This is a genomic window from Leptospira jelokensis (assembly GCF_004769635.1).
Classification (GTDB): Bacteria; Spirochaetota; Leptospiria; order Leptospirales; family Leptospiraceae; genus Leptospira_A; species Leptospira_A jelokensis.
This window is the reverse complement of sequence record NZ_RQGH01000026.1, coordinates 14649-35079: the sequence shown is the minus strand read 5'-3', so window position 1 is coordinate 35079 and position 20431 is coordinate 14649. Positions and strand designations below refer to the sequence as shown.

At 34.6% G+C, this 20431-nt stretch carries 18 protein-coding genes and 1 pseudogene; 14 read left to right on the top strand and 5 right to left on the bottom strand.

Features of this window, described 5'->3' with window-relative positions:
- The first annotated feature begins 1 nt into the window (after window position 1).
- From EHQ62_RS10100 to EHQ62_RS10035, 14 genes and pseudogenes are all read left to right on the top strand, one after another.
- Complete coding sequence (locus EHQ62_RS10100) at window positions 2-2425, top strand: LA_1737 family protein (RefSeq protein ID WP_135642464.1); 2424 nt, start codon at window positions 2-4, stop codon at window positions 2423-2425.
- 6 nt (window positions 2426-2431) lie between these two features.
- Window positions 2432-2686: pseudogene (locus tag EHQ62_RS18815) on the top strand (NADPH-dependent FMN reductase); the annotation flags it as partial.
- A 304-nt stretch (window positions 2687-2990) separates the two neighbouring features.
- Window positions 2991-4028, top strand: a complete 1038-nt coding sequence (locus EHQ62_RS10090; protein WP_135642462.1) for a DUF1554 domain-containing protein — start codon at window positions 2991-2993, stop codon at window positions 4026-4028.
- Between the two features lie 52 nt (window positions 4029-4080).
- Window positions 4081-5727: a hypothetical protein gene (locus EHQ62_RS10085; protein WP_135642460.1), complete on the top strand. Its 1647-nt coding sequence runs from the start codon at window positions 4081-4083 to the stop codon at window positions 5725-5727.
- Between the two features lie 108 nt (window positions 5728-5835).
- Window positions 5836-6786, top strand: a complete 951-nt coding sequence (locus tag EHQ62_RS10080) for a multiheme c-type cytochrome (protein ID WP_244241732.1) — start codon at window positions 5836-5838, stop codon at window positions 6784-6786.
- A gap of 67 nt (window positions 6787-6853) precedes the next feature.
- Window positions 6854-7450, top strand: a complete 597-nt coding sequence (locus EHQ62_RS10075; RefSeq protein ID WP_135642456.1) for an NAD(P)H-dependent oxidoreductase — start codon at window positions 6854-6856, stop codon at window positions 7448-7450.
- A complete protein-coding gene (locus EHQ62_RS10070; RefSeq protein WP_341866975.1) occupies window positions 7413-8345 on the top strand; it encodes an alpha/beta fold hydrolase in 933 nt (310 codons plus the stop codon). The genes EHQ62_RS10075 and EHQ62_RS10070 overlap by 38 nt, the downstream gene beginning before the upstream one ends.
- Complete coding sequence (locus EHQ62_RS10065) at window positions 8342-8890, top strand: PadR family transcriptional regulator (protein ID WP_135642452.1); 549 nt, start codon at window positions 8342-8344, stop codon at window positions 8888-8890. Before EHQ62_RS10070 ends, EHQ62_RS10065 begins: the two co-directional genes overlap by 4 nt.
- 64 nt (window positions 8891-8954) lie before the next feature.
- Window positions 8955-11105: an ABC transporter substrate-binding protein gene (locus EHQ62_RS10060; protein ID WP_135642450.1), complete on the top strand. Its 2151-nt coding sequence runs from the start codon at window positions 8955-8957 to the stop codon at window positions 11103-11105.
- 37 nt (window positions 11106-11142) lie between these two features.
- Entirely contained in the window at window positions 11143-12252 is a 1110-nt protein-coding gene (locus tag EHQ62_RS10055; RefSeq protein WP_135642448.1) for a DNA alkylation repair protein, read from the top strand.
- Window positions 12249-12869: a hypothetical protein gene (locus EHQ62_RS10050; RefSeq protein WP_208720662.1), complete on the top strand. Its 621-nt coding sequence runs from the start codon at window positions 12249-12251 to the stop codon at window positions 12867-12869. Before EHQ62_RS10055 ends, EHQ62_RS10050 begins: the two co-directional genes overlap by 4 nt.
- Entirely contained in the window at window positions 12859-13398 is a 540-nt protein-coding gene (locus tag EHQ62_RS10045) for a hypothetical protein (RefSeq protein WP_135642446.1), read from the top strand. Before EHQ62_RS10050 ends, EHQ62_RS10045 begins: the two co-directional genes overlap by 11 nt.
- Window positions 13395-14309, top strand: coding sequence for a CE1 family esterase (locus EHQ62_RS10040; protein WP_135642444.1), 915 nt, complete (start codon window positions 13395-13397; stop codon window positions 14307-14309). Before EHQ62_RS10045 ends, EHQ62_RS10040 begins: the two co-directional genes overlap by 4 nt.
- A complete protein-coding gene (locus EHQ62_RS10035; RefSeq protein ID WP_135642442.1) occupies window positions 14306-15016 on the top strand; it encodes an SDR family oxidoreductase in 711 nt (236 codons plus the stop codon). Before EHQ62_RS10040 ends, EHQ62_RS10035 begins: the two co-directional genes overlap by 4 nt.
- Window position 15017: 1 nt before the next feature.
- On the opposite strand, the gene EHQ62_RS10030 is transcribed toward EHQ62_RS10035, so the two are convergent.
- The 5 genes from EHQ62_RS10030 to EHQ62_RS10010 are packed head-to-tail and all read right to left on the bottom strand — an operon-like array spanning window position 15018 to window position 20029.
- A complete protein-coding gene (locus tag EHQ62_RS10030) occupies window positions 15018-15539 on the bottom strand; it encodes a Crp/Fnr family transcriptional regulator (protein ID WP_135642440.1) in 522 nt (173 codons plus the stop codon).
- Window positions 15529-15963 carry a Crp/Fnr family transcriptional regulator gene (locus EHQ62_RS10025; RefSeq protein ID WP_135634305.1) on the bottom strand — a complete coding sequence of 145 codons (435 nt, stop codon included), beginning with the start codon at window positions 15961-15963 and terminating at the stop codon, window positions 15529-15531. The genes EHQ62_RS10030 and EHQ62_RS10025 overlap by 11 nt, the downstream gene beginning before the upstream one ends.
- The gene (locus EHQ62_RS10020; protein WP_135642438.1) at window positions 15963-17897 is read right to left on the bottom strand and encodes an ankyrin repeat domain-containing protein; all 1935 of its coding nucleotides are present in this window, start codon (window positions 17895-17897) and stop codon (window positions 15963-15965) included. Before EHQ62_RS10020 ends, EHQ62_RS10025 begins: the two co-directional genes overlap by 1 nt.
- On the bottom strand, window positions 17894-19459 hold the full coding sequence (locus EHQ62_RS10015) for a peptidoglycan DD-metalloendopeptidase family protein (RefSeq protein WP_135642436.1): 1566 nt from the start codon (window positions 19457-19459) through the stop codon (window positions 17894-17896). The genes EHQ62_RS10020 and EHQ62_RS10015 overlap by 4 nt, the downstream gene beginning before the upstream one ends.
- A gap of 51 nt (window positions 19460-19510) precedes the next feature.
- Window positions 19511-20029, bottom strand: coding sequence for a helix-turn-helix transcriptional regulator (locus EHQ62_RS10010; protein ID WP_135643701.1), 519 nt, complete (start codon window positions 20027-20029; stop codon window positions 19511-19513).
- Window positions 20030-20431: the final 402 nt, after the last annotated feature.

The window sequence follows — 20431 nt, the reverse complement described above, 5'->3', positions numbered from 1 at the left end:
GATGAAGTTATTGAATTCGAAACTGATTCCGACAATCACCTTTTATTTAATATGTGTTAGCATTTCTCCGGCATATGCCAAAACTTGGCCTGATTTAGAAAGTGAACAAGAAGTCAAAATTTATGGTAGCGAACGCAGTGCAAAGTTCAAAGCGAGCAATATTTTTTATGATATGGAAGATTGGAAAGACCATTATTCGGTACGTGCTTTGGGAATCTATCGATACTACGATTATCCACTCGCAAAATCCAAAACAATTTTTCCCTTTTACTACCACATCCAAAGTAAAATTGACAATCGTGAATACAAACGGATCATCAATGTGAATGTCACAAAGGAAAATGATTCAGTTCAAAAATCATTTTTCCCCTTTGTATTTTGGGGAAACAGACCAAATACTTCTTATCTAGTCACAATTCCTTTTTTCTTTCAAAACAAAACTGAGACAGGAAACAGTGTTGGTTTTCCTATTTTGCCACTCGTATATTATAACCATAAAGAAAAAATTAGTGATTCAACTTATCAATACACAAGATTTCTTACTTTATTCCACTTTGAGCGAAATGAGAAAAGTGGATTAACGGATTTATCATTCACTCCATTATTTTATTATTCAAAAGAAAATTATTTATTTTTACCGTTGTTACTCTTTTACCAAAATTTCCGTGAAACAGCTCGTAATTATTGGTTTGGGCCAATCTATTACTATAGAGACAGATCAATGGAAAAACGACTTTTTGTATTTTTCCCTTTTGTTGTGAGTTTTGTTTCCCCAAAAAGGGAAGTAGATTTTGTTTTCCCATTGTATTTGAATATAAAGGATTCAGAAGAAGATTATCATATCAATTTATTATGGTACACAAAAGTTCATAATGCCAATGTAAATCTTGCAACCAATGATGGAAATGTTTACCTAGATTACGACTTTGGATTGTTTTATAATTTGGTAGGGATTTCAAAACGTAGTAGGATTTTAACGGGGAATTCTCTTAAAACACAAGAATTGAATCAATCCACAAAACCAGAGTTAAAGAAAAAAAGAGAATTTAATCGAGAAAATAGTGATCAATTCACTGGGTACCAATTATTGTTTGGTATATTTTCTTATGAAAAAGCTGATACGAAAAAACATATACGTTTATTGCCCTTTGCTTGGTTCACATGGGATGAGTCATCGGAAGATAAAGTTGTCTTAGTGCCTCCTTTTTTCCCAATTTGGCTCAGTTATGTTTCGGCTGATTTAGAGTATAAGATTATATTCCCCCTTTATGGAAAACAAAAGGATAAAACTTCTGAGATACAATCTTACTTAATCAACGGTTATATCAAAGAAGAATACGAAGAGAACCACCGAGTCGAAAGGTCTTATTTTTGGCCTTTTGTAAATGTATATGAGTCAGATATTGACTCAGGGCACCGGGTGTTGCCGTTTTATGTTTACAATCAAACGAAAAAGGAGAAAAGTTTCCAAAAAAATGCGTATACATTCATTTCAATTTATAAAAGAGTATCAAATCCCAATTTTGAAAGAAAAGAGTTTTTGGTTTGGCCTATTTGGATTTCGTATGACTGGTATCTCTTTAAAGATCAAAATCCAATAACCACAATTTGGTTTACTCCATTTTTTTATCGAAGGGTCAGTGACTCAAGTTCCAGAACGAATTTGTTTTGGTTCATCGATTGGGAATTTGAATCCTATAAATCCACTTTCACCAAAAATCAAAACGAAACAAACCAAACAGCTACAAAAGAAACTTTATCACATTTGTTTCTGTTCCCTTTTTATTACTCCGATTCTAGTTTTTCAATTTTACCAATCTCCTTCAACTTTTGGAGCAAAGAAGAGTTTACAACCTTCACAATGTTAAATTATTACCATTCAAAAAAAGAAGGTCATTATTACAATTTTTTGTATTTGGTAGAGTCTGAAAATTCCACGAACCATTACCAATTCAGAAGTTTATGGGATTTTTTGTTTAGTTTCCAGAAAAAACCAAAAGAAATCGAACGGCTCACACTACTTTGGTTAGGATACGATAATACAAGTGATAAAAAAACGATTAATTTTTTTCCATTGGTTCGCACAACGGTTTCCGAAGAGGAAACTTCCAAATTGTATGGCCCATTTATTTATTACGAATCGAAATCAGCAGACGAAATCACGGAACTAGCCTTGGCTGGGATTGGTTATTACCATAACCAAACAAAATCAGACAATCAGTATTCCACCTATGTATTATTAGGTGCAATTTACCAAGAGAAAACTGAATTAGAAAGGGGATTTGTCAAACGAGGTAGCTTATGGGGTTGGTTATGGGAATACCAAACGGAAGACAATGGGTATGAAAAATTTTCCATTTTAAAACTATTTTCTTATTCAAAAGAGACAGATGGAACAAAGAAGATTTTAGGAATCAGTATTTGATCAATTATGTTACAATCTAAACCAAAACTTCTGGCAATTTCCGGCGGAATTAGCCCCACTTCTTATTACCAAAAAATTCAAGAGATCTCAAAACATTTTTGTAAGAAGTAAAAAATGCAGATGGTGTTATCATCTGTTCTCCCGAATGAGTTTATCGTATTCTAGGAGTATTAAAAAAATGCATTGGAATGGGCTGTATCCTTTGTCGTGTTTACTGAAAAATCAGTTGCATTGATCACTGCTGCTCTCGTTGGAGAAAAGTTTCTGTCGAGAGGGTCAGATCACAGATGAGGCAAAAAAACTTACTATCACAACTCTAGTGTATGATTTTTTTAAGTTTGATTTGTTTACTTTGCGCTTCCCAAAAAAGCGATTAGACAACTTTCATTTTAATGTTCCATTTGTTGCCCTTCGATATTGAAAATTAACAATTATTAGAAACTCAATATGATCATATGACGATTTATTATTATTGGAGATGATTTAGCGTTTAGTAATGAAGTTCAAAAAATGAATTACATCCAATCAAAAGTCAAAAATCTGACTTTTAAATTGGTTTGTGACTATGATTGAACAAAAAAACAAAACGTTCCTTTATTTGGCAGAGCAGCTAAGCATTTTTCCTTTCATCCTGTTTTTGATTTCATGTTCCGATCAATCATTCAACAATACTTGTGATATCAATTCAAAAGCATATATTGAAACTTCCTTATTAATAACGGCAACCGGACAAAAAACACATCCATGTTACCCAGGAATTCAAATTGTTAGTGATCGTGGTATCAATCTAAGTGATAATTTTTTGACATTATCGGAAGCTGGTGGTACGACGAGTTATGGTTCATCATTTACACTGCAAGTTTTTTTAGGAACAGAACCCAAAGATGATGTCAATATACAAGTCATCGTTGGAAATCCTTCCTTTGCTTTCGTTTCCCAAACTAATTTATTTTTTTCGAAATCCAATTGGAATCAAAGCCAAAGCACAGTCATCACTGCAGTGAATGATACGGTAATTAATGGGACTCATTCCACTTTGATTCGATTTGTACCCAATTCGAATGATACTTCCTTTCCTTTGAATGAAAAGTTTGTCCAAGCGGAGATATTAGACAATGATAAAATTATTTTTCTGACGAGTGTAGGACTAACTGGTGCATTTGGTGGAGTACCAGGTGTCGACAATGTATGCCAAACAAATGCAAATTGTCCCATTGGTAAAGTATGTAAGGGAATGGTAGGAGACAGCTTCTATTCACTAAGGAGGGCATCTGTCACGGCAAATTTGGGAGACGGTCAAATTGATTGGGTTTTAAAACCTAATGCAAGTTATTTTAGACAAAACCGAACTGACTTAATTGCTACAACAAATAATGTTTCTTTATTTACCTTTAACCTCTTGCTACCTATTTCAGGCTCTAGTTCGACTGCTTGGACAGGAATCAATCCAAATTGGACAAATAATGGAAATAATTGTGATGGTTGGACAGTAACGGGTACAAATGGATATGGAGGAGATACTGGTAGCAGTACATCTACTGCTCTCGGCTTTAATTCTTTCGGTTGTACTAGCGGCCTATTGTTATATTGTGTAGAGCAGTAAGGAGAATGTTTTTTAATTGATTTTATGATTACGACCTACAAAATTCGGTGATATGAATCGTAAAATTCTTTTCCCTTTGGCCTTCACTTTGTTATTCGCTATCAATTGTAGCAAAAAAACTGAAGAAATCCTTTTACCCGAAAAACTCTATGTCATTCCATTTGCGAATAACACTGTCTCCGTTTACCATTCCTTAGATACTTTGGAACGTGTGAGCACCTTTGAAAAAGACAAATATTGGGTTGTAAATGGAATTTTAAAATTAGTGCCCAAAAATCAAAGTGATAAGGTCATTTCATTTTTATTTGGTGATTGTGATTCTCGATTCAAATGTTCTGATGGAAAGTTTTATATCAAACTCAATACAATCCATTACAATGCAGACGCTGGACTGGATGTTCCTATGAGTTTGGCAGCACCATTTTCACCTGTATACATTGCCAAGAAAGACCAAGTTGATTCGATTGTAGAAGGCATTCAGTTTTTCAAACAACCTACTTCAGAATATCCGGCAAAGGGTTTAAACAGTTCATTTGTTGATCATATGCTTGAAATCACCAAATCACTTGGAAAACAGGATCGAAATGAAATATTAATTCCATTCTATGTTCTACAAAAAATGATCTCTACTAAAGGGAATGCCAACTTTCCGGAATTTGACTTAACAAATTATAAAATTTCATCCACCTTACAATCAATTGTGGATGCAAAGACTAGTGGAAGTTTATCATCTTTCGTTTTCCCTACTTCATTTTCAGATAAACAGATAAAAGTTTTAGAGGAGTTAGTTGAGGAAACTCGTAAAGAACGTATCTTCAATTTAATGAATGTCGAAAAATCATGGCAAACCATTCAAAAAGAATATAAAGAATTAGCTAAAGTCCCGGATACAAAACAAAAAGTATTGGAATCGATTCTAAAAACTGCTGAATACAAAGTCATCGGAAGGGAAGGACTCTTACAAATCAATGGACTTGATCCTAAACAAGAAAATGGGGTCAAATTCCAAAAGAATAAAACAACGGGAAATTTAGAAATTGTTTCTACTAACAGTGCATTAAATACATTTGAAGTTTCTCAATCGGAAATTCTTCCGAATACTGAAGACTCTGTGAAACTTCGTTTGACTAGTCCAACTGGCGAAGAGTTAATCCTTGAATCCATTGGGATACCAAAGGCATTTAAGGGAGCAGAAACATTAAAGGAATATGTAAAATCGATTCCTAAGACCATTGATGAAATCATTTCTGCTGCATCTAATGTCCAAAGATCTGCTATGAATGCAGCACTTCGATTTGGAGTCGGTAAATTTGATCGAGAATCAGGTCAATATATTTATGAAATTCAAAATGTGAATGTCGTATTGGCGTTATTCAAAAATAATTCTGTATTTAGCGCGAGTGATAGTGAATATTCACAAGAAGTTTCAAGTCGATTTGGAGATGAAATCATTACGAAGTTTTATCAGAAATATGATAAGGCAACAAAAGTACAAACCTTGTTTTTGAATTATGAAGTCGAAGGATGTGCAAGGGAATGTAACACGTACCCTTATCCGGATAACTTGTGTTTTACTACTGGTGATAGTCTAATTGTTAAATTCACTCCAAGTGATTTAGAAGTTTCAGAAGAAGTTGACATTAAGTTTAGTGCAGCAAAATCCAAATTTTGTAACTATCCATTTGGAAACCAAGAATAGTATTTGTATCGATTTAGGACTTTTACATTTCTTTGTCTCTTGATTTGCAATTCTTACAATTGTAGCGAATCCGAAATACTCAAACCAATGTCCAATGGAAAATTTCCTTTGGATATTGGATCCCACCGATGGAAATCCTCAAAAGATTGTGAAAGTTGTCACAAATCCATTTACCAAAACCATCAAAAGTCTGCCCATGCGAACTCATGGAAAGATCCAATCTTTTTAGAAGCATTTCAAAAAGAACCAAGACAGTGGTGTTTAAATTGCCATGCACCACTCCATTCATTTGGTTCCAATCATGATTTTAAAACCCTTTCCAATGATCAAACCTTGAAAGGAATCTGGACAGAAGGTGTGAATTGTGCAGTTTGTCATGTGCGAGGGAATCAAATTTATGGGAAACAAACACGAAATGATTTCAAAGACCATACAGTTTTAGGGGATACTTCATTTTCTAATAATTCTCTCTGCAAAAATTGCCACCAATTTAACTTTCCTGAAAAACATCATCCAAAAATAGAATATACGAATGTAATCATGCAAAGTACAGGTTCGGAATCAGAAACAATGATCCCAAGTTTATCTGGAACAAATTTATGTGTGAATTGCCACCTCAAATCGGACCATAGGTTGAATGGAACTGTATTTGATATAGATTGGATGGAGGATTGGAAAGTTTCTACTTTAACACAAACCATAGGTAATGAATCGATTGTAAACCTAACTTTAAAGTATCCCAAAATGGGTCATACCTTTCCAACCGGAGATTTGTTTCGGTCACTCATATTCCGAGTTTATGACAGAAACCAAAATATTCTATTGGAAGATCGATTTGAAAAAAAAATGAGAATTATCGATTTGTTTGAAGTTCGAGATACTCGGTTGTCTCCTTTTATTAGTACAGAAGTATCGAAATCCTATATCATAAAACAAGTTCCCTTTGAATGTGAATTGGTGTACCATCTACAATTCCCAATTGAAAACGAACTGAAAAGTAAATTCCAAGACAACCAATTACATCGTCCTATTTTTCGGGACAAATGTTCTGTGAAATGAATCAAAAATAGTTTGACAAAATATATCTAATAGATATAGCTGATAATTATATCTGGTAGATATAATTATGGAAAACAAAAACAAATCGATATTAATTGTATTGGGGCACCCGAACCCTAATTCCTATTGTGCAAAACTTGCCGAAACCTATTTGGAATCTGCGAAAGATTCAGGTTTCGAGGTGAATTTATTAAAATTGAAAGACCTTCAGTTTGATTATAATTTGAATTTTGGATATGATAAGTCAGTCAAACAAGAGTTAGAGCCTGATATCTTACTTAGTCAATCATTGATTCTAAAAGCAGACCATCTTGTGTTTGTGTATCCTAGTTGGTGGGCAAGTATGCCAGCATTATTAAAAGCTTGGATTGATCGCGTTTTTTTGCCAGGTTTTGCCTTTGCGTATCAAAAACACTCTCCTTTTCCAAAACAATTTTTAAGAGGTAAAACAGCTAGGATCATCATCACGATGGATGCCCCCACTTGGTATTATAAATGGTTCAATCGTAGTCCAGGTGTTCAAATACTCAAACATGGAACATTAGAATTTTGTGGTGTTGGGAAAGTGAAAGTCACTTATTTAGATCAAATCCGATTTAAGAAACAAAAACAATTAGAAAAGTGGATTGAAACAATCAAACAACTGGGTGCAAAGGGGAAATGACATGGAAGGTTTTTTTAAAAATTCAATTGAGTTTAAAGAAAATGGTCAATATTTAAAATTCAAAAATCATTCTATTTTTTATAATAAAATTGGAAAAGGTGAAACATTATTATTGTTACACGGTTACCCGTTTAATAGTTATGATTGGAATTGGTTATTAAAAGATTTATCTAAGCATTACCAAGTAATATATTTCGACTTTTTAGGAATGGGATTTTCCGATAAACCAAAAGAACATCGATATTCTTTTGAAGAGTATGTAGATATCGTAAAAGAAATTGTAAAAGTAAACCAATTACAATCAGTGAGGATTTTGGCTCATGATTTGGCTGTCAGTGTTGTGCAAGAATTGATTGCTGTCGAAAAAACTTTAGATTTTGAAATTGTATCAGTCGCTTTTATGAATGGTGGTTTGTTTACGGATGTGTACAAACCGCGTTTGATCCAAAGGTTGTTATCACAATCTCCCAATTGGATGGGAAAATGGATTAGCAACAAAATGTCGAGGAAGGCTGTGGAATCATCTTTGTTTCGTGTTTTTGGTCCCCAAACACAACCCAACTTAGATTTATTGGAAAATTATTGGACTATCCTCAATTACAATGATGGAAAACAAATTACTTATTTAATTGGTAGAATGGTATTTGAAAAGGTGAAATACCAAACTCGATGGATCGATGCATTAAAAACTACTAAAATTCCTTTTTGTTATATTTGTGGTCCATTTGATCCAAATTCTGGAACTCATATGGCCAAAAGATTCCAAAATGAGTATCCAAATCGGAAAGTTTATTTTTTATCAGACCAAATTGGTCACTGGCCTCAGGTAGAATCACCGTCAGAAGTAATGTTAGCGTACCAACTTTTTTTGAAAGATATAGACCAGAAGAAATGAAACGAGAAAGTAAAACACAGTATGCCCTCTTAGGGATTTTGGCCCAATGTGAAATGAATGGGTATGAAATCAGAAAATACATCGAATCCACGATTAGTTTTTTTTGGAGCGAAAGTTTTGGGCAAATTTATCCAACCCTTGCCAAATTAGAGAAAGATGGATTGATCCGTGAATGGGAAAAAACAGATCCAAACGGTAAGAAAAAAAAAGTATTTAAAGTCACAAGGAGTGGATTAGAAGAATTTAGAAAATGGATGGATTCTTCACCCATCCATTCCAACAAACGAAACGAACTTTTATTCAAAGTATTTTTTGGAAGGCATATGAATCCAAAACTTTTAGTAGAACAATTAGAAGGTGAAATACAAAAACAAAAAGCTGATTTAAAAAGTTTAAAAGAGTTTCAGAAGGAACTCAAAACTGAGTGGGAAAATCACCCAGACAATGAATATTGGAATTTTACTTTAGAGTTTGCTGAAAAACAAACCATGTTGAATTTAGATTGGATCGAAAAAGTCAAATCGAAAATCAAAGAAAAAAAGTAAAAATCAAAAATACGGATGGTTATTTCATTGATTTAAGAGAAATAATCTTTATAAAAATCTCAGAATGGAAACAAAGATCATTCTTAGAATTTTTAACTATGTCGTATGTACACTTCTATTTTGTTTCCCAGTTATATCCATATCCGCTACTGAAAAGGTCACCCTTCATTTAAAATGGTTACACCAATTCCAATTTGCAGGTTATTATGCTGCCTATGAAAAAGGTTTTTACAAGGATGTCGGTCTTGATGTTGAAATTATAGAAAGTACTGTTGGTGTTCGTGGGATTCATGAAAAAGTTGTAGCAAAAACTGGTCAATACGGGGCTGGAAGTAATGAATTGTTACTCCAGCGGCATATGGGAAAACCAGTAGTCGTTTTAGGAGTCATTTTCCAACACTCTCCTTCTGTTTTATTTTTTAAAAAATCTTCAAATGTACAAAGCATCCACGACTTAGTTGGTAAAAGAGTGATGTTAACTCCTTGGATGGAGGAAATTGTTGCTTACCTCAAAAAAGAAGGGATAGATAAATCCGATTTGCAACTGTTAGAACATAAATTTAATCCTCGAGATCTAATTGAAGGTAGGGTTGATGCTTATTCTGGTTACTCAACTACCCAAGCTTACGATTTTAAAAAAGCAGGTTTCCCTGTGGTGGCATACTCACCTCGTTTAGCAGGAATTGACTTTTATGGAGATAACTTTTTCACAAGCGAAGAAGAACTAAAAAAATATCCAGATCGCGTAAAGGCATTTCGTGAAGCAACATTATTAGGTTGGCAGTATGCGATGAGCCATCATGAAGAAATCGCAGACATCATTTACGAAAAATATTCCCAAAGGTATTCCAAAGAAAGGTTATTATTTGAAGCACAACAGATGATGCCACTCGTACAACCAGTTCTCGTAGAAATGGGATATATGAATCCTGGAAGATGGAAACACATAAACGATATTTATTTTGAACTTGGAATGTTACCAAAAAATATTAATTTAAAAGGATTTATTTATGATCCCAATCCTCCCACAAATTATGAATGGATCTATTATTCATTTTTTAGTTTAATTACGGGTGTTGGAATTGTTTGGTTGGTCCAATGGCGAAGATTAAATAAACAATATTCAGAAAATTTAAAATCCCAAGTAAAAGAGAGAACGGAAGAATTACGGCAATCGAACGAAAGTTTACAGATTCTGAACCAGAGTTTGGTAAATACATTAAAAGAACTTACAGAAGCCCAAGATCGTTTATTGGCATCTGAAAAATTAGCAGTCCTTGGCCAATTGGCAGCGGGAATGGCTCACGAATTGAATACTCCACTAGGTGCCATCGTTTCCTCCAACTATTCTTTGTATGATTTTCTAAAAAATAAACTCCAATTGGTCATCTCGACAATACTTACCTTTAATGAAGAAGATATGAAACGTTACCAATTGGTTTTATCAGAGAGTTTGCTTAACCAACCTTATATGGAAGGAAAATCGGAAAGAACTTTGAAAAAGGAATTACATTCTCAATTTTCTGATCATGAAAAAATGGATTTATATGGAGAACATTTGCAATTGGTGATCGAAACAGGATTGTTCCGCATCCCAGACAAAATCAAATATATTTTAGAGAGTGAACGTTCCTTAGAGATATTACAAGTAGTGTCTAGTATCCATTCGGCCTATCGATGTAACCAGATTATTTCTGTTGCCTCAGAAAAAGCCACACATGTAATTCGTGCTTTAAAAAATTACCTTGTCTCCGAAAAAGAAAATACTGCTAACGATTCAATGATCGACTTGGAAGCCGAAATTGAGACAATTTTATCTTTATATCATTACAATTTAAATAAAGTAACGGTTGTTAAAAACTACGGTCCACAAAAACTTTGTTATGGAAATCGGGACAAATTGAATCAAGTATGGATTAACCTAATCAATAATGGATTACATGCGATGTCCTATATGGGCACACTAGAAATTAAAATCCAAACAGAAGCTTCATGGGTCAAAGTATCCATCATTGATTCTGGAGTGGGTGTGCCAGATTCAATCAAAGATAAAATATTTGATCCATTTTTTACGACCAAACCAAATGGAGAAGGAATGGGATTGGGACTGGACATCTGTAAAAAGATGATTTTACAAATGGGTGGTAAAATTGAATTAGAGCCATCGGCATCGGGTGCTTGTTTTTCTGTATGGTTAAAACATGCACAAATTTGATCCGTGATTAGACTCAAACCATTGATTCTCAAATTTTATGGAACCACTAAAAAATATTTATTCAAATGAATGGATCAAAAATCTAAGTGAAATCGTATCCCAGGTAGATGCAAAAATCACACCAAAAACATTTCAATTAAAAGTATTAGAATCTCCTTGGAAACAATTTGAACTAAAAGAAAGAATCAATCGAATTGCCGATGTGTTTCTGTTTTTTTGGAACGAACCACTTCCACTAGTGGAACCGAAGTTACTTAATATGATTGATTTGTTACGATCAAATGGTATTCAAAATTTTAATTTTCCTTATATCTTCGTGAATGATATTGTAACAAAATCAGGTTTAAATGATTTTGTTACCTCCATGCGAGTATTAGAAAAAACTACCGTATTCTCAAGTGCTGAATTTGCGATTCGATTTTATTACCAATCTCATTTTGATCGTACTTTGAAACAAATGAAACTTTGGTCAAAACATAAGGAAGCTTATGTTAGGCGATTGGCAAGTGAGGGTGGTCGTCCGTTACTTCCTTGGGGAATAGGAATTCCTGAAATCAAACGTAACCCAGAAATACACCTTCCAATATTGGAGAATCTTTGGGATGATGAAAACGAAGTGGTCCGCCGGAGTGTTTCGAATCATCTCAATGATATTTCAAAAATAAACCCTGATTTGGTTTTGGAATTTTGTAAAAAACGATTTGGTAAATCAGAAATTTTGGATAAAAATTTAAAACATGCTTTAAGAGGTTTGCTAAAAAAAGGAAATCACAATGCACTTACGATTTTTTCCTACGATACAAAATGGAAACCAAGTCAATTAAGATTCGTCTTAAAACAAAAGGTTGTAAAAATTGGGGATTCATTAGAGTTTGAAATTCAATTCCAACAAAAATCTAAAAATGAGGAAAAGATCCGAATTGAATATAAAATTGGTTTTTTACTCGCGAATCAATCATATGGATATAAAACGTTTAAAATTTCAGAAAAATTGATCCCTTCGAATGAGAATGTGAAAATTGTTAAAAGGCATTCATTTAAAACGATAACCACTCGAGTTTTTTATCCTGGTATCCATAAGATAACAATCATATTCAATGGTAGGGAATTTGAAAGTTTGGAATTCAAATTAATAAACAAAAAATGAAACAAATAAAATGGATTTATGTATTAATTTACCTGCTGATTGGTTTATTACATTCAAATTGTTCTGTATTTTATTCTTCAGAACGAATTGTATCTGATACACGATTTCCAATCAAAAACAAAACCTTGTCTTATGAATTGATTGGTTGGGACGAAGAATTGGATAGGAGGCGGGTGACTTATATCTTAAGTGCATTACAAAATTCTCAGAAATTTAAATCGGTGCAACATTATGCCCAAATCAAATCAGACCTTCATTTACAAATCATTTTAGAGTCTAGTCCGAAGTTTAAATTTTTTATGGGAGAATCTTCAGAGCCAGTTTCTTACATGGCGGAACGAGAACCTGGTCGATTTACTGTTTATCTTTTGAATCGGTTTTTAGCAGTGAGTACCTTTTTTGTGATTCCTGATATTGATTATGATGATGATCGGATTTTATTTCGCACATTAAAATCTGGGAAAATTCTTTCTGAAAAAAGATATCCGATTGAGTCGTATCGAATTTTTGGTTGGGTTTCCGTTTTGTTGATGTGGGCTGATGATCGAGATGAATGGAAAACCATTTTAACGGAAAAAGTGAATGAATATTTAGTGGATATCAAAGATGAGATTTAATCTGAAAAACATTCTACTCGTCAATACGCGATTCTTACTCATTACGTTTTGTTTTCAATGTGCAGCCATTCCTAGTGTAGTGCAAACCAAAGAAAGGAATTTGACTACTTATTCCCAAAATACATTCAAACTTGTATTCACAGGTTTTTATCGGTATGAAAAGGAAAAAGACTTAATTCAAAATAGATTGATGGCGAATGGATACAAAATTGATCAAAACTCAAATTTTCAATTGGAAATCATCCTGCAAAAAAAAGAACCGAAATACAATTCTGAATTTTTCCACAAACTACATTTTCTATTAACATTTTTTTCTGGTGGGATCATACCAACACACATTCGGACAGAACACACTGTAACATTTCGCTATTCAAAATCTGATGATATTTTACAAGAAAAGGTATACTATGTTGGAATGGATCAGTTTAGAGGGATCCCAATTTTTGTATTTATGATCACTCATTGGCCAAATCAAATCTTTAAAGATCAATTATTAGAGACAATCAATATGGAGTTTATCCCCCAATGAGAATTTTTCTATTTCTATTTGTGATTGGATTTAATTCTTGTATGGGATACTTTTATAGAGTATCACCTAATGAGAAAATTGATTATTTTACTTTCTCTGGTAATAAACGTACTTATTTAGTCCATTATCCTAAAAAATGGGATGGCTTACCAATACCGATGTTAGTGGCACTTCATGGTAGATTTGGTACCGGAGTCACCATGTCCAAACAAACCAAGTTAAATGATTTATCCGATCAAAAAGGGTTTATTGTTTTATACCCAGATGGTTACAAAAGGAGTTGGGCGGACGGAAGAGGAAGTTCTCCGGCCGATGAAGATGGAATCAATGATGTAGTGTTTATAGAATCAATAGTCAAAAGGATGATCGCGGAAGGTTCGGTAAATCCAAAAGAAGTATACCTAGTAGGGCATTCAAATGGAGGATTTATGGCCCAACGTATGGCCATTGAAAAACCAGATTTATGGAAAGGGGTGATGAGTGTAGCAGCCCAGATTTCTGTTTCGCAATTAAAATCCAAATTAAATTTTAAAACCAAACCTGTTTCCGTTGCAATTATGGCTGGAACAGAAGATCCGTTGGTTCCATTTAGTGGTGGTTATGTGAAAGACGGAAAAGAAGTCATTTCAGTTTCTGATAGCATACAACGTTGGAAAGAATGGAATGTTTGCCAAGATACAGTGAAACATAAATCAAAACAGTACGACGAAAATGGTTTCAAAATCGTAATTGATTTTTACCGTTATGAAGATTGTTTTGAAGATACTAAAGTAGAATTAATCCAAATGAATGGATTGGGGCACAGTTGGCCTGGAGAAACACCAATGTTACCTTTTATAAACCAAGGCAGAACGACTAAGGTTGTCGATGGTTCTGCAATGGTATGGGAATTTATGGAAAGTCTCAAATGAATGAAAAGGTAGCATTGGTAACAGGTGCCTCAAGAGGGATTGGGCTAGCAATATCCAAAGTTTTACTTGAGTTAGGTTACATTGTATACGGCATTTGTCGATATCCTAATCAATCAGAATTTCAAAATCAAAATTTTCATTTCATTGAATGTGACTTATCAAATCCAAAACAAATCCAAAAATTAATCGATAGTTTTCCCAATCGAGACAGATTACATGTGATCGTAAACAATGCCGGTTTCGCGCAATTTGGCCCTATCGAAGAGTTATCACCAGAGAAAATGATCGAAATGGTCCAAGTGAATTTAACAGCACCAATCTTAATCACAAATGGATTCACTCGGTATTTAAAACAAAATGAAGGTCACATATTTTTTATAGGTTCGGTTTCTGGAAATCTAGTTTCCCCTTGGGGAAATGTGTATGGATCATTAAAAGCAGGGTTACACCATTTTTCCAGATCTTTATTTGATGAACTTCGAAAGTATTTAGTAAAAGTACATCTTTTGGTTCCCGATATTACAAAAACTAATTTTTACGAAGATTTAAATATAGAACCTGACTCTGATACAAGTTCCTATTTATTGCCCGAACAAATTGCTACAGTTGTGAAACAAATACTGTTGGATGAATCAGGTATGCTTGTGCATGAAACTCACATTTCACCACAGTTATTTAAAATCAAAAGGAAAAAGTTTTTAAAATAATTCATTCCCCAATCGATTGGGCATCATTTGTAAATGTTTCTAAAGGAACTTGGCCTGAAGATTCTTCTCCGTTTCCATCGGAATCCGGCTGCGAGGCATTAGGTGTAACTTTTGCAATAGCAGAATCTTCGTCCTGTTTTCGTTTGATGGCTCTAATTTTTCCATCAGTTTCATACAATCGTTCAATTACTTTTTTTAATAATAAAAATAGAAATTCAGGACTTTCCTGACTCATTTGCACAAAGGTTGTACGGTTGATGATTCCTAATTTTGCGGTTTCTGAGACTACCACAATGGATGCAGCTCTTGGACTGTTATTGATGATCGCCATCTCTCCAAAAAATTCACCAGGAAGGATGCTTCTTAACTTAGTATGTTTTCCTTCGATTTGTTTGTAAATATCGAGTTGGCCTTCAAACAAAAAAAACATAGCACCATTAGAGGGTACACCTTCTTTAAAAAGGACCTCTCCACGTTTGATATTGATCATACTAAGTTTTGCGAGAGATTCTTTAAGTCCCATCACTCACCTCGGTTAGATCTTTTAACTTTTGTTCTGCTTCAATCAATCGTTCCACATAAGTTTGGAGCAGAGCATAAACAAACATAGGATTTGAATTTGCGATTCGGATTAAATTTTGTTTGTCCAAAATTCCTAGTTGAGCGCGATCCGATTCGATAAACACGGTCATCGCTCTAGGGTGAGCGGAAATTAAAGCAATCTCACCAAAAAACTCACCAGTGGAAAGTTTTCTCACTTCATGGAAATTTCCTTGGTCAGGAGCACCCATTCCAACAGACAAAGTTCCACTTAATATAAAATACATTTTTTCATTTGATGGATCACCTTCGCGTACGATGATCTCACCACGTTTGAATGTCTTCGTTGGTACTGTATTAACGAAGTCGAATATGTTGATACGATTATCTTTTTTGGGAATGGACATCAAAGACCGCGATAAATTTCTATCAATTCAGAGATATTTTTGTTCAGAGCATAATCTAGAGCCGATTTTCCGATTTTGTCTTTTAACTTAGTGTCTCCACCATTGAGTACAAATACTTTGGCCAGCTCTAAAATGGCGTCACTTTTACCAGCATCGAATTGAATTGCTAGTTCGGAAAGTATAGTTTTCCCTAATTTGTCCTGTTGGTTGATATTGGAGCGTCGTTCAACTAGGAATAGTACTAATTTCTTAAAGGATTCGATTTGGTTTGGATCTTTTGCGGTAAGGAATTTTTGAACTGCTTTGTGTAAAACGGATAATCCATTATTGTCTGTTAGGTTCGGATCTGCCCCCATCGTTAATAAAAGTGACATTGTTTCCGTTTTGTTTCGATTCAAAGCGATGTGTAGGGCACTTAACCCACGTTTGTTTTTTGCATTTGGGTTTACACCCTTGCTAATCAATAGTTTGATAGTTTCTTCTATGAATTTTTGATCCTTTTTATCAAAGTCTAATTTGCAAACAGTAGTAATTAGGTTTTCCTCTTCATCATTTAATGATTGTAAATCGGCGCCGTTCGCGACTAAAAGTTTAAATGCTTCAGCATCTTTTCGTTCGATGATAGAGAAAATTAAACTTACACCATCTTTTAATTTATGATTTGGATTGGCTTTTTTTGATAACAATAATTTTGCGATAGGGATCTGTTTGTTTTCAAGTGCTAAAGACAAAGCAGTTTCATTTGTTTTAACATTCTCAATGTCAACGGGAGTTCCTTTTTTTAATAATAAATCCACGATTTTTAAACCTGGTTTTCGAGATGCTAAGTGGATCGGCAGATAACCAGCTAAATTTGGAGTTTGTGTATCGGCATTTTTTTGGATTAAAAGTTCTGCAATTGCCCACTTAGAAGATTCAATTGAATCTTCCAATGGATTTTTGTTGGTTGATAATGTTTGATTTGGATTTGCACCCGCATCTAACACCAGTTTTAGAAGATTACTATCATTTTTGGTTAAAGCAATTTCAAATAAAGTTTTTCCAGCTGTATTTTTGGAATCAACATTTAGTCCTTTTTTCAAAAGTAAGTTGGTTACTGTTAAATTCCTTTTTTCTACTGAATAAAACAATAAAGATTCGCCTTCAGGTGTGGAAACATTGGCATCTGCGCCTCTGTTTAATAAAATTTCAACTCCTGCTGTAAAACCTTTTTCAATGGCATACACGATAGGTCGAATGGATTTGGTATCTTCAAGATTCGGATTTGCATTGGAATCTAAGGCAAGTGTTAATAATTTACTATTTTTTAGTTCGATTGCAGAAAAGATAGGAGTTCGACCCGTTAAATCTTGCAAATTGATATTGGCACCATTTTGTAATAGGTAATTGATCGTATCAATTTTTCCTTTTTCAAATGCCAAATAAAGTGGAGACTTACGTGGATTGTTCCTTAGGTTAACATCTGCTTTACTTTCGATCAAGATTTTCTGGACCGATAAATTGGCTCTTAAAACTGCTATGTGTAAGGCAGTGTTTCCGTCAGCATCATAAGCATTTAGATCAGCTCCCTTTTCCACCAATGTTTTGATTTGATTGGTAAATTTAGATGTGACAACGTAGTGAAGTAATGTTTTCCCTGATAAATCCCTTTTGTTTAGATCAGCTCCTTGGTTTAGTAAAAGATCAAATTGTTTGGGTCGGTTTTTTTCTACCGAGATGATGAGAAGCGACTTTCCTGAATCATCTGTTGCGTTGATATCTCCACCATTGTTTACAGCAGTTTCAAATTCTTTCAGATTCCCTTTGGTAAGGATTTGCACCATATCATAAGTCACTTGTGTTTCAGTTATGGCAGGTGGAGCCTCCTGTGAAAAAAGTGGATTCCAGAAAAGAAGGGATACGAATGCGATTTGAATGGTAGATTTAAAATTCATTTGGGTAAATATGCTCCTGGATCCAATGCTTGTTGGTCTGGGCCTTTCCTAACTTCAAAATGTAAATGAGGACCGGTAGATTTACCAGTGTTTCCTACCTGACCAATGATATCACCAGAGCGCACTGTGTCACCCTCTTTTACTTGGCGTTCATTCTGATGAGCATAGTAGGTATAAATATTGTTTTTGTGACTTAAAATTGTTAATACCCCATAACCTCCGCTAGTTGTGATGGTTCGCCAAACTTTTCCATCGCTGACTGCTTTTATTGGAGTGCCAACGGCAGCAGGTAAATCAATCCCAGAATGGAAGGCACCTACCTTTCCAGTGACTGGATCAACACGGGTTCCGAAATTAGATGAAACGTAACGGTCGTTATCAATAGGAATTTGAAAGTACTTTGATATGTCGTCTGAATCTACTAAAGGTCCTCTTTCTTTGGAAACAAACCCACCAAAGACCCAACCTTCCCATTCGTCATTCCAATTGACATAAATCCATTTGGAACGAACCCCTGAAATCGTTTCGACTTCCTTTTTGGTGTCCAAAATTTTTATTTTTTCATCACCGGGTATGGATATGACAACCGAACCATACTCGTTTGGTTCGTCTCGCATGCGTAGGTTAGTGGATCGAACATATCGTTTTTCGCCGACTTTTAGTTCGTCGGGATTTTCTTGTGGATAGGAAATTTCTCCTGGTGATACGTCATAGGAAACAACTTCTGATGAACTTAAATAACCACCAAAAACCCAACCATTTCCATAGGCCGATGATACTTGGTGCCAAAGAGAAGAGATTCCGTCGATGGTCTCTTCATTTGCAGTAGAATTTTGGATGGATACCTTAATTCCTTTTGGTAACCTTGCGACGACGTAACCGTTCACATCTGGTTCTGCTCTCATGTTTAATGAACTGGCACTCACCCACATCTCTTTTCCTTTATTTGTTTCTGAGTAACTTATGTTAGATGAATCCGTTGTGGTTCTGGATGGTAAGGAAGACAAATCAAGTGAAAAACCTTCTGTGTTTCGTGATTTGACAGCGGGTTTCGTTGGTTGTAATAAGTCTTGTGTGGTATAACCTTCCTTTTTTGATTTGGTGCGAACCAATACCCAATGGGAACCTTCTTTTTTTTCGGTGACATCTTGTTTTAAGACCATCACCACCTCTAAATTGTCACCTTTTTTAACCTTTACTTGCGAACGCATGTTAGGTTTTGTTGTTGGTTCCAGTTGCAAATAAAAATTTTCAGAAGCAATTGCCGTTAATGATTTTGATTTTTTATCTGTGGCGCCTGGAGCGTTATTATGATCCGAAATTCCTTCTGCGAATTTTAGGTCAATGGGTGAAGAGGCAATTTTTAAACCAGGAAATCGACTTTGCACCTTACCCACAAATTCATTGTATTTTTGTAGGATTTCTTCCTGTTTTTTTTGGTTTTTTTGGATCAGTCCAGATTGTTTATCTTTGTCCCGCTCTTCCAAGTTGGATTGTGACCAAATGGAAATGTTACATAATGTAAATGCTATGGTGAAATAAAACAGGTTTCGTCGTTTCATAAAATAAACATAAAATAAGCAAAAAAAGAGGGTTTGGTCAAGGTTTTTTGTTTAGTCTTCCTCGGGTAGGAGTGGGGTGAGAAAAAATGAAATGAACTCGAGTTTGCCTCGCATGGACGATTTTTCATAAATCGAAGCAGTTTGGTTTTCGATGGTGCGTAAACTTTTTTTCCTGACAGCTGCAATCTGTTTTTGAGAAAATCCTCTGAGTAATAGGATGGCAATTTCAGTTTCTGCTTCCGTTAATTCCCATTCAACCATTTGTGCTTTTGCTTCTGCCCAAAATCCTTTTTCAGGATTCTTTAATATTCGATTGGTTCGTTTGAGATCATGGATTTGGTTTTTTGCCTGTTTGTTTTCTACGGCCTCTTTTTTGACCTCTTTGTATAAAATGAAAACAACTAAAAAAGATGAGACTGCAATGAAAGATTCTATTGTCGCAATGATGATCCTAAATCGATCAAAGTATTCGGGTGGTTTGGTCAGTGTGTAAATTTCTTCCACAATCCAAACTAAAAGTGAAATCACATAAAATACTAAAAAAAGGATACGAATGGTTCTAGTTTCCATCTTTTGATTCAATTTGAAGGATTTCTTTGAAAGAAGCAAGTATGTTTCTTAGGTGATTACCACATTTGCGGAAATCCTCTATTGAAACATCACGGGATCTATGCGATATTGAGTGTATGAAACGTTGGTCACTTCGAGTTTTGGTACTTTGTTTTGGATTTTTGTTCTTCCAATGCAGTAACAAAGGTTCTGAAACAAGATTAGAGTGTATGGATCGTTGTATGCGAGAACAATTTCTGTGTGCCGTCGCACTTGGGCCTCAATTGGATAACCCAGTCTCTACAACAACAACTTGCATTTCTCTTTACATCCTCTGTTATGAAAAATGCCCGGTAGCTTCTTCTCGATCAACAACATCTACAAGCCGAAGCTCTTCCAGTTCGAGTTCCAGTTCCAGTCGAG